Raw genomic sequence first — 18,300 nt, 5'->3', positions numbered from 1 at the left:
ATGAAAAAAGCAGAGGACTTAATTGCGGTCATTCCAAATATAAAGACTTTTAAAAAGCTTGGACGCGTTGTCCGCGTTGTTGGTTTGATGATTGAGTCACAAGGACCTGAAAGTTCAATCGGTGATGTCTGCCATATCCATTTAAATAATACAGGCAAGGCCGACTCGATTATTAAAGCAGAAGTTGTCGGATTTAAGGAAGAAATCGTCATTCTGATGCCTTACACAAATATCCGTGATATTTCTAGCGGTTGCCTTGTTGAAAGTTTGGGGAAACCGCTTGAAATCAAAGTAGGTATGAATTTAGTAGGGAAAGTGCTTGATTCGATGGGGAACCCAATCGATAACAGCATCCTTCCGAGAGGGTTGACGACTGTTCGGACAGAACAAGACCCTCCTAATGCCCTTACCCGTCCGCCAATCAGCGAAAAGCTTGCGGTGGGTGTCAAGGCGATTGATGGTATGTTGACAGTTGGAAAAGGTCAGCGTGTCGGAATTTTCGCGGGATCTGGTGTTGGAAAAAGTACGTTGCTTGGTATGATTGCTCGTAATACGACAGCCGATTTGAATGTCATAGCACTAATAGGCGAGCGTGGCCGTGAAGTCCGCGAATTCATCGAACGTGATCTTGGACCTGAAGGCATGAGTAGGTCGATTGTTGTTGCTACAACATCGGACCAACCTGCGCTTATGCGTATTAAAGGAGCGTTTACCGCAACAGCAATCGCTGAGTATTACAGAGACAAAGGCATGAACGTCATGCTTATGATGGACTCAGTAACACGGGTAGCGATGGCGCAGCGGGAAATAGGACTCGCTGTCGGAGAACCACCTGCTACGCGCGGTTATACCCCTTCTGTCTTTGCTATCTTACCAAAATTGCTGGAACGTACGGGCACCAATGAGAATGGATCCATTACGGCATTCTATACAGTACTTGTAGATGGCGATGATATGAATGAGCCAATTGCTGATGCAGTTCGAGGAATCCTGGACGGTCACATTGTACTCGATCGGACACTTGCGAACAAAGGACAATATCCTGCAATCAACGTATTGAAAAGCGTTAGCCGGCTTATGAACCATATTGCGGATCCAGAGCATGTCAAAGCAGCAGAAAGATTGCGCGAACTTTATTACACCTACAATAAATCCGAAGATCTGATTAATATCGGAGCCTATAAACGCGGGACATCTAAAGAAATTGATCAAGCAATTGAATTCGAACCACTTATTACAAACTTTTTAAAACAAGGTTTCAAAGATAATATTTCAATTGAGGACAGTATAGCTGAGCTCGTGTCACTCGGTGCGGGAGGCGGGAACGTATGAAGCCTTATAATTACCGTTTTGAAAAAGTACTGACTTTCCGTGAACAAGAAAAAACCGAAACTGAAGTGGAATTTAAAGGGTCAGTCGAGGCATTCGAAACAGTTGCCACTAAACTGTATGACTTGCTGAAAAAGAAAGAAGATACGCTCACCGAACAACAGGTCAAGATGGCGGTCGGTTTTTCGGTTAATGAAATTCATTACTATGCTCGATTCATTAGTAGCTTAGAGAAAAGAATAGCAGTGGTACAACAGCAAGTCGTGCAGGCTCGCTCGAAAATGAATTGGTACGAGAATAAGCTGTTGGAAAAGACGCTTGAAGTTCGAAAGTTTGAAAAGATGAAAGAAAAAGATCGTGAACATCATCGAGCTGAAATGGAACAGCTAGAAGCGATTCAGCTCGATGAATTGTCGACGTTGAAGTTCCGCAGAAGAGAAAATAGGTGATAATGTGGTGAAAAAGACTAAACAAACAGAACGAGTACCAAAGGTAGAACAAGAGGGGAAAAGTAGTGCCTTTCAAAAATTGTTACTTTGGGTACTAATTCCATTGTTATTCACAACGGCACTCGTTCTAATCATTGCGAAATTCGCAGATGTCAACGTATTCGACAAGGCGAAAGAGTTGACTGGTAATTTACCGTTCATCACTGAAAAGAAAGAAGAAGATCCTATAGCAGGTGATTTGGTCCTCGAAGAGAGGGTCGTGACGATGCAGGCGGAAATTCAAGAGAAAGAAGCCCAACTATTCAAGGTTCAGCAGGATCTCGATAAATCAGCTACTGAAAATGAAAAATTGCTAATTGAACAAGAGAAACTCCTTGACGAAATTGCGGTGCTAGTGCGCGATAAAGACGATTCCAAACGGAAATTTAGTGATATCGTAACGACATTTGAGCAAATGTCTGCAAAATCTTCTGCACCTGTCATTACGAAAATGAGTGATGCTGAAGCAATACGAATTTTGACGAACTTGAAATCGGATACACTTGCTTCGATTCTGGAAAAAATGTCGCCGGAAGATGCGGCGAAATATACGACGATGATGACCAAGTAATTGGGACTTTGTACAGCTGCTTTTGAAGGGAGGTGAATAAGTGAACATCGCATCATTACAAGCAATGGTTGGGATGAACGTGCAGGCTTCGTCGAATAATGTTCAGTCAGGTCAGCCAGCAACAAATTTATTTGGATCGGTTTTCAGCAGTATCGCTGGAAATGTCCAATTAGCTGTCGCTCCTGTACAGGAACTGACTGTCAGCGGGATAACCGATGAATCGATAATGGCGATTTTTAATGCAACTTCTATTGAAGAGCTTGGGACTGCTATTAAAGACTTAACAGATGGCGAAAGTAAACTAGATTCAATTTCTAATCTAGGTAATCTAGAAGAGCTTGCAAGTCTACTCAATCTTGAACCGAAACAACTGATTGAAAGCTTGCTTCAACTATTAGAACAAGCAGGTCTTGACGAAGAGGAATTGTCAGCAGTAGCCAATACGAATGACTTTTGGACGGTATTGAACGCCATTGATAAAGTGGCTCCACAGTTTTTCTCTCAATTGACAGATGCGCTTGAAGGGAAAGGCGAAATATCGAAACAACAGGCAATCGAATTATTGACGTTGCTTAAAACAGCAGAACTTACCGCGCCGAAAATCGATTTGCTTTTGAAGCAGGAACAGCAAGTATTTACACTACAAGGCTATCTTGCAACAACAGGTGAACGTTTCGAAAATGTCCTTAATTCTAGCAGTTCTGCGAAGAATGGCATGGTACAATTGATAGAGTCGAAAAACATAGTCCGATTTGTCGTTCCAGTAGATGCCGCTCGAACTTTGACAGATGATGGAACTATGGAAAAAGGTTCAGAATCATCGCCTAGCACGGTGAGTACCAAAGATGCATCGCAACAAGTTGTAAGTAGTGCATTAGGCACTGTTGTAGCAACTAAAGGTGAACTTACACTTACTGAAGTGGAAAATCGTACGAATGCACGAAATGAAGCCTTGATTAAAGAAATGCAAACTATTTTCAAACGTGCGAATTTCGGTCAAGCGGACGGAACGAACCGCCTTCTCATTAAACTGTATCCTGAACATCTGGGACAAGTTCGAATTGAATTGCTACAGGTAAATGGCATCATGACAGCACGGATTCTTGCATCCACCGCACTCGGTAAAGATATGTTAGAAAGTCAGTTGCATCAGCTAAGAAGCGCATTCCTTCAACAAAATCTGCAAGTAGAACGAATCGACGTTTCTCAAACATTGCAAGATACAACCAAAAACGATCGCGACCAAGCGTTTAATCAGCACTTCAGAAAAGAAGGACAAGAAACAGAAGAGCAACATGAACAAAACGATGAAGAAGAAATGACGTTTCAGGAGTATATGATTGATTTGGGGGTATAACGAATGGCAATTGAAGGACAAAAAGCGATTTCAGGAACGGATTATTTAGTCAATAAAAAGCGGGATGAGCGTAAAACTGGCGATGGAGTTATGGGTAAAGATGATTTCATGAAGTTACTCATCACCCAATTACAAAACCAGGACCCGACAAATCCGATGAAAGATAATGAGTTTATCGCACAAATGGCTCAGTTCTCAGCACTTGAACAGACGATGAACTTATCGAAGTCGTTTGAAAAGTTCGCGGAAGCACAAGGTCAATCACAACTCATTCAGTACAACAGTTTTGCCGGTAAAGAAGTCCGTTGGCATGAACTAAGAGTTGATGATAAAGGTAATTCGGTTGTAGGTGAAGATGGCAATCCTATCGTTGATGAAGGTACTAATCGTATCGTGTCTGTTAAGTATGACAATGGTTCTGTCAAATTCATTATGGATGACGGCAAAGAATTGACACCAGGTAATATTTCAGAAGTAATGTCTGGTTCAAGTGGAACGAACAGCCTTGTTGAAGCGAGCATGCTAATCGGCAAGAAAGTCGGCTATATCGACGGTGAAGAAGAGAAGATAGGTATAGTCGCTTCGGTTTCCAATAAAGATGGAAAACTGCAATATATCTTAGAAGACGGTACCCGCATTGACGGTAAAAACTTTACATCGATAAGCAAATAACAAAGAACGGAGCGATTGTATGGACAAACTAAACCTCCATCGTATTCCATCACAGCCGCTTATTCGTCAAGGACAGGCACTGGCATCAACACCAAGCCCAAAGCAATCGTTTCTCGAACATCTGAACAAAGCGGCGCAGCCTTCTGAACTTAAAATAAGCAAACACGCATCAGAGCGTTTGGCAGAAAGAAACATCCAGATAACGGATGCTGAGTGGGCACATGTCACTGAGAAGGTGAACGAGGCAAAGTTAAAGGGAATTAAAGAATCGCTCGTTTTGATGGACCAGGCAGCACTTATCGTAAGTGCAAAGAACTCTACAGTCATTACAGCGATGGATCGCATGGAAGCGAGAGATCAATTATTTACGAACATCGACGGCACAATTGTGCTTAGTTAAAATTCGGCAGGACCTTTATGGATGCCATAACCGCTGACTGATAGATGCGGTTACACTTTTTAAAATCGAAAGGGGAAAAATATAAATGTTACGTTCAATGTACTCAGGGATTTCAGGTCTACGAAACTTCCAAACAAAACTAGATGTAATTGGTAACAATATCGCAAACGTTAATACGTACGGATTTAAAAAAGGTCGTACGATTTTTAAAGACTTGATATCACAAACTGTAGCAGGCGCTTCGGCACCGGGCGATGCACGCGGTGGGGTCAACCCAAAACAAGTTGGACTTGGATCCCAAATTGCTGCGATTGACACGCTTCATACAGGTGGGTCTACACAATTTACAGGGAATACATTAGATCTTGCCGTTGCTGGAGATGGTTTTTTCCAAGTGATGCAAGGCAATGAAACTATGTATACAAGAGCAGGGAATTTTTACATGGATAGTAGTGGAGATCTAGTTGATGGTGACGGGAGATATGTGCAAGGTGAGTTAGGCAAGATTACGATACCTACTACGGCATCATCTATGTCAGTAGGTCAAGATGGTACTGTTTATTTTGTGGATCTACCACCAGGCGGTGCCGCTAAAATTGCAGCGGCAGAGGTTATATTTAATCCAATTGAAAAGAATTTTAAAGCTGCTGAAGTGGTTTTGAATACAGCTGAAGCTACTTTGAAAAAAGCTGAAACAGATGTGAAAAAAGCTCAAGCAGATGTGAAAAAAGCTGAAGCTTTGGTTCCAGCAGATGCGACTGCAGTGTCAGCAGCTAAAGCTGTGGAAGTCACAGCTTTAGCTGCTGAAGTCGCAGCTACAACTGCAGTAGGCGCAGCTACAACTACGTTAACACCACTTCGAGGACCATATAATACAGCTAAAGATGTTTTCGACAAGGTAATGTCAGACAATAAGGCAACTCTTCAAGAAGCAGGTCAAATTCAAATGGCAAAATTCTCAAACCCAGGTGGTCTTGAGAAAACAGGCGGTAACCTATTCAGAGAAACTGCGAACTCTGGTGAAGTATTAACTGGTGTTGCACTTCAACAAGGTTTTGGAAAAGTAGAATCTGGTTTCCTAGAAATGTCCAACGTCGACCTAGCTGAAGAATTCACAGAAATGATTGTCGCACAACGTGGTTTCCAAGCAAACACGCGGATTATCACAACATCCGATGAAATCCTACAAGAACTTGTTAACTTGAAACGATAACTAATCACAACACAGGTAATCTAACATAGCTTCACTAGAAAAGGAGGGTCGGGCCGGCTCTGTGCCCGGCCCCTTACATATGATACGAGTTACGCGTCTAAATAAAACCGAATTTACATTGAACGCGCTGTACATAGAGAAAGTCGAGTCATTTCCTGATACGACGATTACTCTTACGACAGGAACGAAATATGTTGTCCTTGATACGGCTGTCGAGGTGAATAGCCGTATTATCAAGTTTTATAAGGCGGTCCAGTTATTATCAAATCCGCATATTTGGAGTGAAGAAGATGAAGAATAAAGTGCTGTCGGTATCTCTTATTATACTAGTTTGTATCACACTTATCGGCGCAGTTATACTCATTCTCGTTATGCAGCTGAATAAAGGTGATGAAGTAAAAGAGCCAACAATTGATGAGATTATCGAATCATCAGTTGATATAGAAGAAATTACGACAAACCTTGGCAATCAACAATTTGTACGACTCACTTTGAAAATCCAGACAGATAATAAGTTGGCTGGAGAAGAACTTGCAAAAAGGGACTTCCAAGTGAAAAATATTGTTATCCAAGAACTTTCCGAGATGACGTCGAAAGACCTTGAAGGGAAAGCGGGAAAAAAGGCATTTGAGGATGCCTTGAAAGCACATCTCAACCCACTAATGCAAAATGGGGAAGTTCAAAAAGTCTATATCGTATCTTACATTATTCAATAACTAGTCAAGTTGAACAAATGAATAGCCATATTACTATATAAACTGGGCGAGAGGCATCCCCTAGCGCAGCTACGGATTCAATTGAATTCTTTATCTCAAACTATATAGTTAAGTAGTTACACTAGAGTCTGATAGCGGGAGGTGACCATATAATGGCCGGGGATATATTATCCCAAAGTGAGATCGACGCATTATTATCTGCGATTTCAACAGGGGAAATGTCTGCAGAAGACATGAAAAAAGAAGATGAGACACGGAAAGTAAAAGTGTATGATTTTAAACGTGCCCTTCGATTTTCTAAAGATCAGATTCGCAGTTTAACGAGAATTCATGAGAACTTTGCAAGACTATTAACAACGTATTTTTCAGCACAACTACGAACGTATGTCCAAATTAGTGTTGCATCGGTTGATCAGATTCCGTTCGAGGAATTTATACGGTCAATTCCGAATATGACCTTAATTAATATTTTTGAAGTTCCACCGTTAGACGGTAATATCCTGATGGAAGTAAATCCGAATATTGCTTATACGATGCTCGATCGAATGATGGGTGGGGTTGGAGAAAGCCCGGGAAAAGTCGATAATCTGACTGAAATTGAATTGAAGATTATGACAAACTTATTTGAACGTTCATTTGACAATTTACGCGAGGCATGGTCTGGAATTATTGATATTGACCCATTCCTAACCGAGATTGAAGTCAATCCTCAATTCCTTCAAATGATATCGCCGAATGAAACGGTCGTCGTTATCTCTTTCAATATTATCATCGGAGAATCTAGTGGAATGATCAATATCTGTATTCCACACGTCGTTCTTGAACCAATCGTTCCGAACTTATCGGTACGTTATTGGATGCAGACCAACAAGAAAGAGCCTACGACAGAGCAAAGTATGGTTATTGAAAAACGTTTAAAACAAGCTCCTTTGTCTGTTGTCGCGGAACTTGGCAATGCAGAGATGACAATTGAGGATTTCCTCTACCTTCAAGCGGGGGATGTCGTAAAGCTAGACCGTAAAATTGATGATCCACTTGTTATAAACATTGGTGGTATTCCTAAATTCACGGCGCAGCCAGGGCAATTGAAAAATAAGATGGCTGTTCAGATAATAGATACAAAGATCGGAGGGGATGAAGATGATGAGTGATAATATCCTTTCGCAGGAAGAAATTGAAGCATTACTTCGTGGGGAGCCTTTGTCGACCGATGAGCCTAAGGACTCCGCCACTAAGGGAATAATTACTGCAGATTATTTAGACGATATGGAAAAAGATGCGCTTGGTGAAATTGGCAATATCTCTTTCGGTAGTTCTGCAACAGCATTATCTGCATTGCTCGGACAGAAAGTTGAAATAACGACGCCGACTATATCGGTTGTGGATAAAGAAGCTTTAGAAGTAGAATTCATTCATCCATATGTGGCCATTAAGGTAGACTATACAGTGGGTCTTAGTGGTATGAACTTACTTGTTATAAAACAAAGCGATGCAGCGATCATTGCGGATCTTATGTTAGGCGGCAATGGTTTAAATCCAAATACAGACCTTGGTGAAATCCATTTGAGTGCGGTCCAAGAGGCGATGAATCAAATGATGGGTTCTGCGGCGACTTCGATGTCGACATTGTTCAATAAAAAAGTCGACATTTCACCGCCAACAATCGACTTGATGGACGTTCTTGAAGACCAAGGACGAGATCTTATACCCGAAGATGATTTAATGATTAAAGTATCGTTTGCACTTAAAGTAGGCGACCTGATCGATTCAAACATTATGCAATTAGTTCCACTAGGATTTGGGAAGAAATTAGTTGCCTCTCTCATGGGTGGTGATGCAGAAGAGGAAACTGCGGCAGTTGCCGAGATGACTCGACCAACAGAACAGCAATCCACTCCAATCCAACAGCCTGCACATCAACAACAAGTGCAGCAACAGTCGTACGAACAAAATGATTATGACCATGGTAAGCAGCAACCGTCATATGACACACAATACGAACAGCCAGCACCGCAACAGCAGATGCAAATGCGTCCGCAACAACCGCAGGTACAAGTTCAACAGGCACAGTTTGCCAACTTTGAAAGTCCATCTTTAAATAAGTCAGAGTCCAATAACTTGAACATGCTCCTTGATATACCTTTACAAGTAACGGTCGAACTTGGCAGAACAAAGCGTTCGGTTAAGGAGATTTTGGAAATGTCGAGCGGTTCCATTATTGAATTGGACAAACTTGCGGGAGAACCGGTTGATATATTAGTAAACAACCGCCATATCGCAAAAGGGGAAGTTGTCGTTATCGACGAAAACTTCGGGGTACGAATCACAGATATTCTAAGCCAAGCGGAACGTTTAAATAATTTAAGATAATTTAACGGGGGTAATGATAATGAGTAGACGTATATTAATAGTAGACGATGCAGCTTTCATGCGAATGATGATAAAAGATATTTTGACAAAAAACAATTTCGAAGTGGTTGGTGAAGCAGCAGACGGTGTACAAGCTATTGAAAAGTATTTCGATTTAAAACCTGATCTAGTCACAATGGACATTACAATGCCTGAAATGGATGGTATTGCAGCTTTAAAAGCAATAAAAGAAAAAGATCCTGCGGCAAAAATCATCATGTGTTCAGCAATGGGGCAGCAGGCAATGGTAATCGATGCGATTCAAGCTGGTGCAAAAGACTTTATTGTCAAACCATTCCAGGCAGATCGTGTTGTTGAAGCAATCGAAAAAGCATTAGGATAATCGAAGGATGAAATTAACGATTGTACAAAAATTCTTGTCAGCTTTTATTCTACTTATCTTCCTAGCAACCCAATTGCCATACGTATCCGTCCACGCAGACACCGACACTGATCCGAATAAACCGGTGTCCGAATTATTTAACAAAGAACCGGAAAAGGGTACCAGTACGGACACCGATGAGGACGCTATAACACCGCCCGCTGAAGATCTTACTCCGGACAAGGCGGATGTCGGTTCCTCCGCGGGGGACTACATAAAAACGTTATTCGCTTTAGTGTTTGTCCTTGGATTATTATTTGGTCTATTGAAGTTCGTTAATCGGAAAAATAAGCTCTACGATAAAAATCGACTTATGAAAAACATGGGTGGTATTTCGCTAGGACAGCATAAATCGATTCAACTGGTCGTCATAGGCGAATCCTATTACCTTATCGGGGTCGGAGACGATATCCGATTGTTAAAAGAAATTACGGATCCCGATGAAATTGACAAACTAGTTGAATTCTACGCAGGTGATAATAGTACGGAGATAGTATCCGGTATGCTCAATCGGATTCTTGCTAAAGTATCGGGTAAATCGAAGAGTGACTCGAGTGTGAAAACGGAAGAATCACCCGATTTCAGTACTGTTTTCCAATCAAGGCTTGAGGAGATGAAAGAAGAGAGAAAACGGCATATCAGCCGGTTGACAGAAAAGGAGCGCAACCGCGATGAATGATATTGCTCAGTTTTTTTCAGACAGTGATCCGTCAAATGTATCGACATCTATCAAAATGATGCTACTTCTGACTGTCTTGTCCTTAGCGCCAGCTATTCTAATTTTAATGACTTCTTTTGCAAGGATTGTCATTGTTCTGTCATTCGTCAGAACGGCACTTGCAACGCAACAAATGCCTCCAAACCAGGTAATTGTTGGACTAGCACTGTTCCTGACGTTTTTCATCATGGCTCCAACGTTTCAGCAAGTGAATGATCAGGCTCTTACTCCGCTATTTGCGGACGAGATTTCGCTTGAAGAAGCTTATGAAAAGGGAAGTATCCCACTTAAAGAATTTATGAGTAAGCATACTCGGCAGAAGGATTTGGAGTTATTCCTTCGCTACAATAAAGCGGATCGACCTGAATCACTTGAAGACATTTCACTGACAATGTTAGTTCCTGCGTTTGCTTTGAGTGAAATTAAAACTGCATTCCAAATGGGTTTTATGATCTTCATACCATTTTTAGTTATCGATATGATTGTAGCGAGTATCCTTATGTCGATGGGGATGATGATGTTACCACCAGTCATGATCTCGTTACCGTTTAAAATATTGCTATTCGTCCTTGTTGACGGATGGTATCTCATTATCAAATCATTGTTGCAAAGTTTTTAGGAGGGGTTTTGAATGACACAGGAATTAGTCATAGAGATAGCTGAGCGTGCAATCTGGATCATTCTTTTAACTTCAGGCCCACTCCTTATTCTTGCACTAGTGTCGGGACTTGCCGTCAGTATATTTCAGGCAACAACACAGATTCAAGAACAGACACTAGCGTTCGTGCCAAAGATTGTTGCTGTTCTAGTAGGGATTGTCATTTTCGGTCCATGGATGCTAGCAAGGGTTACAACGTTTTCAGCGGATATCTTTGAGAATCTTGGACGGTATATAGGGTGATTAAATGGAAGAACTAGTCCCTTCATTAGCTGCATACTTACTTATCCTGACTCGAGTTACTGCATTTTTTGTTACACTGCCACTATTTTCTTATCGTGCAATACCGTCTACTCAGCGTATCATATTTGGTGCTTTGCTTGCGTGGGCGATGGTCTATACAGTGGACATGCCTGTACTGGAGATTAATGGTGCGTATCTATTGTTAGTAGTGAAAGAGGCAATGACAGGATTATTCATTGGAATCATCGCGTTCATCGTTATGTCTGCCATTCAAATCGCTGGCGGTTTTATCGATTTTCAAATGGGATTTGCAATTGCGAACGTTATTGATCCGCAAACTGGAGCGCAATCTCCACTTCTTGGTCAATTTTTTAACTCGTTGGCCATTCTATTATTACTGGCGTTAAACGGCCATCATATGCTCTTGGATGGTATTTTTTATAGCTACCAATTCATCCCGGCAGATCAACTTTGGCCGGCCTTTGGTCAAGAGGGAATGGTTGATTTTGTCATTCGGACTTTTGCAACCTCGTTTGCAATCGCCTTTCAAATGTCGATTCCAATCGTCGCAACATTATTCCTCGTCGATTTAGCACTTGGAATCACTGCAAGAGCAGTGCCACAATTAAATATTTTCGTTGTAGGTTTCCCAATCAAGATTGGGGTTAGTTTCATCGTTCTGTTCATTATGATGGGTGTAATGGTTCAAATGATGAAGAAATTATTTGAAGTAATGATTATTAGTATGAGGGACTTGATGTTAATTCTTGGAGGTGGCTAGTATGATGTTGCGGCTAGATCTGCAATTCTTCGCAGGGGAAAAGACCGAAAAAGCCACTCCTAAAAAACGTCAAGATTCTCGAAAAAAAGGCCAGGTTTTAAAAAGCCAGGATGTTACAAGTGCAATCCTGCTACTTGCCGTGTTCCTTTTCCTGTTTTTTGCCGCAGGATTTATGAGGGACCGCTTTTTCGTGTTTTTCCATCAGGCATTCACTGAATATATACCTATATCTAATCTAGATGAGGATCAGGCAATGCTCATTTATGGAGATGTCTTAATCCAAATGGCATTTCTTTTATTACCCGTCATGCTCATTGCGGTAGTTGCAGGGGTGGCAGGGAATCTATTTCAGTTCGGTTTGCTTCTTACTGCTGAACCATTGAAAATGGATTTGAAGAAAATAGATCCAATTAAAGGACTTAAGCGAATTTTTTCAATCCGTGCCATTATTGAATTAATGAAGTCCGTACTAAAAATTTCATTTATCGGAACAACTACAACACTTATCCTCATGTCGAATATCGATAAAGTACTAGGACTGGCATTTAAAAGCCCCTGGGACATATTAACGACGGTCGGGCAACTTGCCGCATTGATGGGAATAACGGCAGCATTTGTTTTGTTATTCATATCAATTCTTGACTTTATGTATCAAAAATATGACTATGAAAAAAATCTCCGAATGTCCAAACAGGATATTAAGGATGAATATAAAAACTCTGAAGGCGATCCCCTTATAAAATCTAAGATCAAGCAGCGCCAACGCGAAATGTCGATGCGACGTATGATGCAGGAAGTGCCCAATGCAGATGTCGTCATCACTAATCCGACCCATTATGCAATTGCACTGAAGTATAAGGATGGGGATATGGATGCGCCCATCGTTGTTGCAAAAGGTGTCGATTTCGTCGCTCAAAAGATTAAATTGATTGCCACTGAAAATAACATTGTCATGGTAGAAAACAGGCCACTCGCCAGAGCGCTCTATGACGATGTTGAAATTGGTGGAAGGATTCCTGAAGAGTTCTTCAAAGCAATAGCTGAAATACTCGCGTATGTATACAGAATTCAACGTAAAATTTGATTTGGGCAATAAGGAAGGATGTAGTTCAATTCCTCCCCTCTGTTGACAAAAGCCTCGGACGTACAGGACGCAAATACACTGAGGCGTATTTGATTAAATAATAGAAAGTAGGGATGACATGCAATTCAGAGATATAGGAGTACTCGCCTCGGTAATCATGATCGTTGCGATGCTTGTCATCCCGCTTCCACCATGGCTTTTAAGTTTCTTGATAATTATAAATATTACACTTGGACTTTTAGTTCTTTTAACTGCCATGAACATGCAGGAAGCGTTACAGTTTTCAATTTTTCCTACCTTATTACTTTTGCTTACACTTTTCCGTTTGGGCCTTAACGTTTCAACGACGCGGGCAATCTTGTCAAACGGAGATGCGGGTGGAGTTGTTGAAACGTTCGGTACCTTTGTTACGGGAGGGAATATCGTTGTCGGTCTCGTTATCTTCGTAATTCTTGTCATTATTCAGTTTATCGTCATTACAAAAGGTGCGGAGCGGGTTTCAGAAGTAGCAGCCCGTTTCACGCTCGATGCAATGCCAGGAAAACAGATGAGTATCGATGCTGACTTGAATGCCGGTATGATTTCTGAAACAGAAGCACGTACAAGACGTGAAAAAGTCAGTAATGAAGCCGACTTTTACGGAGCAATGGATGGGGCAACAAAGTTCGTTAAAGGAGACGCAATTGCCGGTATTATTATCGTTATTATCAACTTACTTGTTGGGATGATAATAGGGGTAGCTCAAATGGGTCTGCCATTCGCAGAAGCTGCGATCCTCTTCTCGCAATTGACGGTCGGTGACGGTATCGTTTCACAAATACCAGCCCTCCTTATCTCAACTGCAACAGGTATTGTTGTTACACGTGCCGCGTCAAAAGGGAACTTGGGGTCTGATATAACAAATCAGCTTCTTGGACAGCCCAAACTTCTTTACGTCGCAGCTGTAACAGTGTTGTTACTTGGTCTTGCTACTCCTATTAATGACATATTTACACTTCCGATTGCAATTACACTTGCCGTCGCGGCCTATATAATGTCTAAGAAGGAAGTAGAAGATCCTAAGGAACTGTTGGAGATGGAAGAAGATGTTGAAACGGAAGGTCTTAAAAGTCCAGAGAATGTCGTCAATCTACTTAATGTAGATCCAATCGAATTCGAGTTTGGCTATGGGCTCATCCCGCTAGTTGACGCGACGCAGGGGGGGGATTTACTCGACCGTGTCGTCATGATTCGTAGGCAGCTTGCAATTGAGCTTGGTCTTGTTATTCCGGTTGTTCGTATTAGGGATAACATCCAGTTACAACCAAATGAGTATAGAATTAAGATTAAGGGAAGTGAATTAGCAAGAGGGGAATTACTTCTCGATCACTACCTAGCGATGAGTCCGGGTGGAGATGATTCGGTTGAAGGGATTGATACAATCGAGCCATCCTTCGGACTTCCAGCCAAATGGATAACGGAAGATGTTAAAGAAGATGCAGAGATTCTCGGTTATACGGTTGTTGACCCGCCGAGTGTTGTTTCAACGCATTTGACAGAAGTCATTCGTGCGAATGCTGCGGATTTGATTGGCCGTCAAGAAACAAAACAACTTGTCGATCATGTGCGTGAAACATTCCCGATTCTTGTCGACGAGCTCACGCCTACACCGTTATCGATTGGTGAAATTCAAAAAGTACTTGCGAAGTTGTTGAACGAACATGTTTCGGTACGGAACTTGCCAATCATCTTTGAAACACTTGCGGATTATTCGAAATATACATCAGATGTTGATGTCTTAACAGAGTATGCTAGACAGGCTCTTGCAAGGCAAATTACAAATCAGTATGCATCGGCTGGGCAATCGCTTAAAGTGTTAACCGTCTCTGGCAAAGTTGAAAAAATGATTGCAGATAGTATCCAGCAAACGGAACAAGGTAATTATTTATCACTCGACCCACAACATTCCCAGGAAATCCTCGAGTCGATTGCTGGTGAAGTAGAACGTGTCGCATTGATGGATCAATCGCCGGTCGTTCTCTGTACGCCAGCAATCCGCATGTATTTGAGGCAAATAACGGAACGATACTTCCCTCAAATTCCAGTATTATCTTACAATGAACTTGAAGCTTCAATTGAAGTCCAAAGTGTTGGGGTGGTGGATATCTGATGAAAATGAAAAAATATACAGCGGAAACAATGGTAGAAGCCATGAAAAAAGTTCGTATGGACTTTGGGGATGATGCACTCATCCTTAGTTCAAATGTCGTTAAATCTAAAGGGTTTCTAGGCCTGTTTAAAAAGAAATCTGTGGAAGTTGTTGCGGGTTTTGATGAACCGGTTTTGAAAATAGAAGAAATTGTTCTTCCACCTACTTCATTGCACGCTGAAAAAGGTGACGATACGTCCGCGGCATTAAAAAAAGAAATGAGCGAAATGAAAAAGATGTTGAAGGATATGCAGCAAGCCGCTACTCATTCCCGTTTTCCGGATGAAGTGAAACCGTTACTTACCCATCTAGAAAAACAGGGATTGTCCACAAATATTATCACTGAGTTGGGTGAGGATCTTTACGATAGGATGAAAGCGGAGAAAAAAGATTTCACAAATGAAGAACAACTACTCATCGTAAAACAACTTCTTGAACGGCAAATCGGTGAATTGCCGTTCGGGGGCATTTCTTTCAATAAAAAGTTCATTAATGTTCTTGGACCAACAGGGGTTGGAAAGACCACAACCATTGCTAAAATTGCTGCAAGGGCACTTCTTGAAAAGAAGAAGAAGATCGGTTTTATCACCACTGACACGTACCGAATTGCAGCAATTGAACAGCTACGTACATATGCGAACTTGTTACAAGCTCCTGTAGAGATTGCATATAACAGCAAGGATTTCGAACAAGCAATCGAAAAATTGGCTGACCGTGACCTGATATTTATTGATACGGCAGGTCGAAATTACAAAGAGGCTAAATTCGTAGAAGATTTGACACGATTAATCGATTTTTCGCTTGATATGGAATCGTATCTTGTTCTTTCAATGACGTCTAAAGAGGAAGACATGCGGGCAATTATTGAACAGTTCAAGTCATTTTCGGTTGAAAAGTTCATCTTCACGAAAATGGATGAAACCGGTTCAATTGGTCCGATGTTTAATCTTATGAAGGACTATGGTATTGGAACCGCGTATTACACGGATGGTCAGGAAGTGCCGGAAGATATTACCGAGGCAGATAGTACGAAACTGATTTCATTGTTAGTAAAGGGTGCTCATGATGCGTGATCAGGCGGAAACACTTAGGCTCAAGATGCTGAAGTCCCAAGGTAAACTGTCAAAATCGATTGCCATTGTCAGTGGTAAAGGGGGTGTTGGGAAATCGAATTTCTCAACAAATTTCGCCCATGCGCTTTTAGCTAAAGGTAAAAAAGTAATTATCATTGATATGGACATTGGAATGGGCAACATCCACATTCTTCTTGGTATGGCACCGCGGAATAGTTTGACAGACTATTTACTTAATAAGGTAGAAATTGATGAAGTGGTAAATGAAGCGCCGGGAGGTTTGTCGTTCATTTCTGGGGGTTCTGGGCTGGATATGGTGATGGAATGGTCAGCAGCTATGTTCGATAGGCTAATCCAAGCGTTTGAATATTTACAACAAAAATATGATTTTATCTTGTTTGATATGGGAGCGGGGGCAACGCAACGTTCAATCGAATTGATTGTCGCTGTCGATGAAATTATTGTCATTTCGACAACTGAACCAACATCCATCACGGATGCCTATTCCATGATGAAATTTATTTGTTTGCAAGATCCCGATAAGGTATTCAGCATCGTCAGTAACCGTGTTTCAAAGGGGGATGATGGCAATGATGCTGTAACGAGACTTCAATATGCTATGCGTAAGTTCTTAGGGAAAGAGACTAAGATTCTTGGCTTCCTACCTGAAGATCCTGTAGTTCATAAGGCTGTACTTGCACAGGAGCCATTTTTACTGCTATATCCCAAAGCTCCTATATCCCAAAGAATGATGGCAATTGCAGAGTCGTTTGTTAGTCCAAGTTCTGAAGAGGGGTTCAAACAAGGAGAAGGATTCCTCGGTAAAATGAGAAGTATATTTGCGAAAGGGCGTGGATGATTTGAATACAGGCAATCGTAAGAAAGTGTTGGTTGTGGATGATTCGGCATTTATGCGTAAGCTTATATCTGACTTCCTGTCGGGCCATCCGGAAATTGAAGTAATAGGAACTGCACGCAATGGTAAAGAGGCCGTCGAAAAAGTAGAAACTTTGAAGCCGGACGTTGTGACCATGGATATTGAAATGCCAATTATGGATGGTCTCGAAGCGTTAAAAGAAATTATGTCACGCAATCCATTGCCGATTGTCATGTTGTCGAGCACAACAAAAATGGGTGCGGAGAACACCATGCTCGCTATGGAATACGGTGCAGTTGACTTCGTTGCGAAACCGGGTGGGGCAATATCCTTGAATCTTCACGAAGTGAAGGAAGAAATTCTAGGAAAAGTCATTGCCGCTTCAGAGGTACGGCTGGCTACGCTGACAAGAAAAATTACGGGGCGACGTTTGACACAGGTGATTAGTTCAAACCCAGTTACTAAACCGGTTGGAAAAGTTGCTGAAATACCTACCTTTATCCCTAGTCGGAGTCAGTTAACGAATGCGTCCAAAAATAAGATTCCCAAAACAGGCAAAACATTTGTTATAATAGGCACATCGACAGGGGGGCCTAGGGCACTGCAAGAAGTGCTGACGGGTATACCCGCATTAATCGGTGTTCCAATTCTAGTTGTTCAACATATGCCTCCAGGTTTTACAAAATCCCTTGCAGATAGACTGGACGGTCTTTGTGATATTCATGTAAAAGAAGCAGAAGATGGCGAGTTGCTTGAAAATGGTACAGCCTATATTGCACCGGGTGGCAAACATCTTAAAATGATGAAAAAAGGCATGTTCTATTATGTTCGGCTAGATGCAGTGGATCCTCCACGTGCGGGACATCGCCCATCCGTTGATGTTCTGTTGGAGTCAGCTGCCGAGAATACAGAGTTGAACTTTTTGACCGTTATCATGACAGGCATGGGGTATGACGGGAAAAACGGTATGGAAGTGTTACGAAAAAATGGTAAAACAATTACTATTGCAGAATCGGCAAAGACATCAGTCGTATATGGCATGCCAAAAGCAATAAAAGAAGCTGGTTTTGCCGATGAGGTCGTTGACTTACACGATATTTCAGAATCGATTATTGGCATTATAAAGTCTTGAAGGAGGCGT

Annotated in this window: 21 protein-coding genes; all 21 read left to right on the top strand. The window is 41.6% G+C overall.

The window, feature by feature from the left end:
- The 21 genes from fliI (at position 1) to ACGLYD_RS12375 (ending at position 18,291) form a co-directional block, all read left to right on the top strand.
- The gene (fliI, locus tag ACGLYD_RS12475) at positions 1-1,332 is read left to right on the top strand and encodes a flagellar protein export ATPase FliI (protein ID WP_067211246.1); all 1,332 of its coding nucleotides are present in this window, start codon (positions 1-3) and stop codon (positions 1,330-1,332) included.
- Positions 1,329-1,778: a flagellar export protein FliJ gene (gene fliJ / locus ACGLYD_RS12470; protein ID WP_399628204.1), complete on the top strand. Its 450-nt coding sequence runs from the start codon at positions 1,329-1,331 to the stop codon at positions 1,776-1,778. Before fliI ends, fliJ begins: the two co-directional genes overlap by 4 nt.
- Before the next feature lie 7 nt (positions 1,779-1,785).
- Positions 1,786-2,388: a MotE family protein gene (locus tag ACGLYD_RS12465; RefSeq protein WP_399628201.1), complete on the top strand. Its 603-nt coding sequence runs from the start codon at positions 1,786-1,788 to the stop codon at positions 2,386-2,388.
- 40 nt (positions 2,389-2,428) lie between these two features.
- Positions 2,429-3,745: a flagellar hook-length control protein FliK gene (locus tag ACGLYD_RS12460; protein ID WP_399628199.1), complete on the top strand. Its 1,317-nt coding sequence runs from the start codon at positions 2,429-2,431 to the stop codon at positions 3,743-3,745.
- A gap of 3 nt (positions 3,746-3,748) precedes the next feature.
- A complete protein-coding gene (gene flgD / locus ACGLYD_RS12455) occupies positions 3,749-4,417 on the top strand; it encodes a flagellar hook assembly protein FlgD (protein WP_399628196.1) in 669 nt (222 codons plus the stop codon).
- A 19-nt stretch (positions 4,418-4,436) separates the two neighbouring features.
- Positions 4,437-4,817, top strand: a complete 381-nt coding sequence (locus tag ACGLYD_RS12450; RefSeq protein WP_067211234.1) for a TIGR02530 family flagellar biosynthesis protein — start codon at positions 4,437-4,439, stop codon at positions 4,815-4,817.
- Between the two features lie 85 nt (positions 4,818-4,902).
- Positions 4,903-6,030: a flagellar hook-basal body complex protein gene (locus ACGLYD_RS12445; protein ID WP_067211231.1), complete on the top strand. Its 1,128-nt coding sequence runs from the start codon at positions 4,903-4,905 to the stop codon at positions 6,028-6,030.
- Positions 6,031-6,109: 79 nt separating this feature from the next.
- Complete coding sequence (locus ACGLYD_RS12440; protein WP_399628192.1) at positions 6,110-6,331, top strand: flagellar FlbD family protein; 222 nt, start codon at positions 6,110-6,112, stop codon at positions 6,329-6,331.
- Positions 6,321-6,746 (top strand): flagellar basal body-associated protein FliL, encoded by a 426-nt coding sequence (fliL, locus tag ACGLYD_RS12435; RefSeq protein WP_338655872.1) that lies wholly within the window; start codon positions 6,321-6,323, stop codon positions 6,744-6,746. The genes ACGLYD_RS12440 and fliL overlap by 11 nt, the downstream gene beginning before the upstream one ends.
- Positions 6,747-6,898: 152 nt before the next feature.
- Entirely contained in the window at positions 6,899-7,897 is a 999-nt protein-coding gene (fliM, locus tag ACGLYD_RS12430) for a flagellar motor switch protein FliM (RefSeq protein WP_399628188.1), read from the top strand.
- A complete protein-coding gene (fliY, locus tag ACGLYD_RS12425) occupies positions 7,890-9,116 on the top strand; it encodes a flagellar motor switch phosphatase FliY (protein WP_399633216.1) in 1,227 nt (408 codons plus the stop codon). Before fliM ends, fliY begins: the two co-directional genes overlap by 8 nt.
- Positions 9,117-9,135: 19 nt before the next feature.
- Positions 9,136-9,498, top strand: coding sequence for a response regulator (locus ACGLYD_RS12420; RefSeq protein ID WP_067211221.1), 363 nt, complete (start codon positions 9,136-9,138; stop codon positions 9,496-9,498).
- A 7-nt stretch (positions 9,499-9,505) separates the two neighbouring features.
- Entirely contained in the window at positions 9,506-10,216 is a 711-nt protein-coding gene (locus ACGLYD_RS12415) for a flagellar biosynthetic protein FliO (RefSeq protein WP_399628185.1), read from the top strand.
- Positions 10,209-10,874, top strand: coding sequence for a flagellar type III secretion system pore protein FliP (gene fliP / locus ACGLYD_RS12410; RefSeq protein WP_067211217.1), 666 nt, complete (start codon positions 10,209-10,211; stop codon positions 10,872-10,874). The genes ACGLYD_RS12415 and fliP overlap by 8 nt, the downstream gene beginning before the upstream one ends.
- 12 nt (positions 10,875-10,886) lie before the next feature.
- Entirely contained in the window at positions 10,887-11,156 is a 270-nt protein-coding gene (gene fliQ, locus ACGLYD_RS12405) for a flagellar biosynthesis protein FliQ (protein ID WP_338655881.1), read from the top strand.
- Positions 11,157-11,160: 4 nt separating this feature from the next.
- Positions 11,161-11,937 (top strand): flagellar biosynthetic protein FliR, encoded by a 777-nt coding sequence (gene fliR, locus ACGLYD_RS12400; protein ID WP_067211213.1) that lies wholly within the window; start codon positions 11,161-11,163, stop codon positions 11,935-11,937.
- A 1-nt stretch (position 11,938) separates the two neighbouring features.
- Positions 11,939-13,021 carry a flagellar biosynthesis protein FlhB gene (gene flhB, locus ACGLYD_RS12395; protein WP_067211211.1) on the top strand — a complete coding sequence of 361 codons (1,083 nt, stop codon included), beginning with the start codon at positions 11,939-11,941 and terminating at the stop codon, positions 13,019-13,021.
- 118 nt (positions 13,022-13,139) lie between these two features.
- Positions 13,140-15,170 (top strand): flagellar biosynthesis protein FlhA, encoded by a 2,031-nt coding sequence (flhA, locus tag ACGLYD_RS12390; RefSeq protein WP_399628179.1) that lies wholly within the window; start codon positions 13,140-13,142, stop codon positions 15,168-15,170.
- Complete coding sequence (flhF, locus tag ACGLYD_RS12385; RefSeq protein WP_399628177.1) at positions 15,170-16,282, top strand: flagellar biosynthesis protein FlhF; 1,113 nt, start codon at positions 15,170-15,172, stop codon at positions 16,280-16,282. Before flhA ends, flhF begins: the two co-directional genes overlap by 1 nt.
- Positions 16,272-17,141: a MinD/ParA family protein gene (locus tag ACGLYD_RS12380; protein WP_231885694.1), complete on the top strand. Its 870-nt coding sequence runs from the start codon at positions 16,272-16,274 to the stop codon at positions 17,139-17,141. Before flhF ends, ACGLYD_RS12380 begins: the two co-directional genes overlap by 11 nt.
- A gap of 52 nt (positions 17,142-17,193) precedes the next feature.
- Positions 17,194-18,291, top strand: a complete 1,098-nt coding sequence (locus ACGLYD_RS12375; RefSeq protein ID WP_399633214.1) for a chemotaxis response regulator protein-glutamate methylesterase — start codon at positions 17,194-17,196, stop codon at positions 18,289-18,291.
- Positions 18,292-18,300 lie beyond the last annotated feature (9 nt).

Source organism: Sporosarcina sp. SG10008 (genome assembly GCF_044569405.1).
In the GTDB taxonomy this organism is placed as follows: Bacteria; Bacillota; Bacilli; order Bacillales_A; family Planococcaceae; genus Sporosarcina; species Sporosarcina psychrophila.
Note: the sequence above shows the minus strand (reverse complement) of the source record. Positions and strands in the feature narration are given on the sequence as shown.

Excerpts from the sequence above, each read along its gene's own strand:
- fliI (WP_067211246.1), top strand. The coding sequence starts at position 1 with ATGAAAAAAGCAGAGGACTTAATTGCGGTCATTCCAAATATAAAGACT.
- fliJ (WP_399628204.1), top strand. The coding sequence starts at position 1,329 with ATGAAGCCTTATAATTACCGTTTTGAAAAAGTACTGACTTTCCGTGAA.
- flgD (WP_399628196.1), top strand. The coding sequence starts at position 3,749 with ATGGCAATTGAAGGACAAAAAGCGATTTCAGGAACGGATTATTTAGTC.
- ACGLYD_RS12450 (WP_067211234.1), top strand. The coding sequence starts at position 4,437 with ATGGACAAACTAAACCTCCATCGTATTCCATCACAGCCGCTTATTCGT.
- ACGLYD_RS12445 (WP_067211231.1), top strand. The coding sequence starts at position 4,903 with ATGTTACGTTCAATGTACTCAGGGATTTCAGGTCTACGAAACTTCCAA.
- ACGLYD_RS12440 (WP_399628192.1), top strand. The coding sequence starts at position 6,110 with ATGATACGAGTTACGCGTCTAAATAAAACCGAATTTACATTGAACGCG.
- fliL (WP_338655872.1), top strand. The coding sequence starts at position 6,321 with ATGAAGAATAAAGTGCTGTCGGTATCTCTTATTATACTAGTTTGTATC.
- fliM (WP_399628188.1), top strand. The coding sequence starts at position 6,899 with ATGGCCGGGGATATATTATCCCAAAGTGAGATCGACGCATTATTATCT.
- fliY (WP_399633216.1), top strand. The coding sequence starts at position 7,890 with ATGAGTGATAATATCCTTTCGCAGGAAGAAATTGAAGCATTACTTCGT.
- ACGLYD_RS12420 (WP_067211221.1), top strand. The coding sequence starts at position 9,136 with ATGAGTAGACGTATATTAATAGTAGACGATGCAGCTTTCATGCGAATG.
- ACGLYD_RS12415 (WP_399628185.1), top strand. The coding sequence starts at position 9,506 with ATGAAATTAACGATTGTACAAAAATTCTTGTCAGCTTTTATTCTACTT.
- fliP (WP_067211217.1), top strand. The coding sequence starts at position 10,209 with ATGAATGATATTGCTCAGTTTTTTTCAGACAGTGATCCGTCAAATGTA.
- fliQ (WP_338655881.1), top strand. The coding sequence starts at position 10,887 with ATGACACAGGAATTAGTCATAGAGATAGCTGAGCGTGCAATCTGGATC.
- fliR (WP_067211213.1), top strand. The coding sequence starts at position 11,161 with ATGGAAGAACTAGTCCCTTCATTAGCTGCATACTTACTTATCCTGACT.
- flhB (WP_067211211.1), top strand. The coding sequence starts at position 11,939 with ATGATGTTGCGGCTAGATCTGCAATTCTTCGCAGGGGAAAAGACCGAA.
- flhA (WP_399628179.1), top strand. The coding sequence starts at position 13,140 with ATGCAATTCAGAGATATAGGAGTACTCGCCTCGGTAATCATGATCGTT.
- flhF (WP_399628177.1), top strand. The coding sequence starts at position 15,170 with ATGAAAATGAAAAAATATACAGCGGAAACAATGGTAGAAGCCATGAAA.
- ACGLYD_RS12380 (WP_231885694.1), top strand. The coding sequence starts at position 16,272 with ATGATGCGTGATCAGGCGGAAACACTTAGGCTCAAGATGCTGAAGTCC.
- ACGLYD_RS12375 (WP_399633214.1), top strand. The coding sequence starts at position 17,194 with ATGCGTAAGCTTATATCTGACTTCCTGTCGGGCCATCCGGAAATTGAA.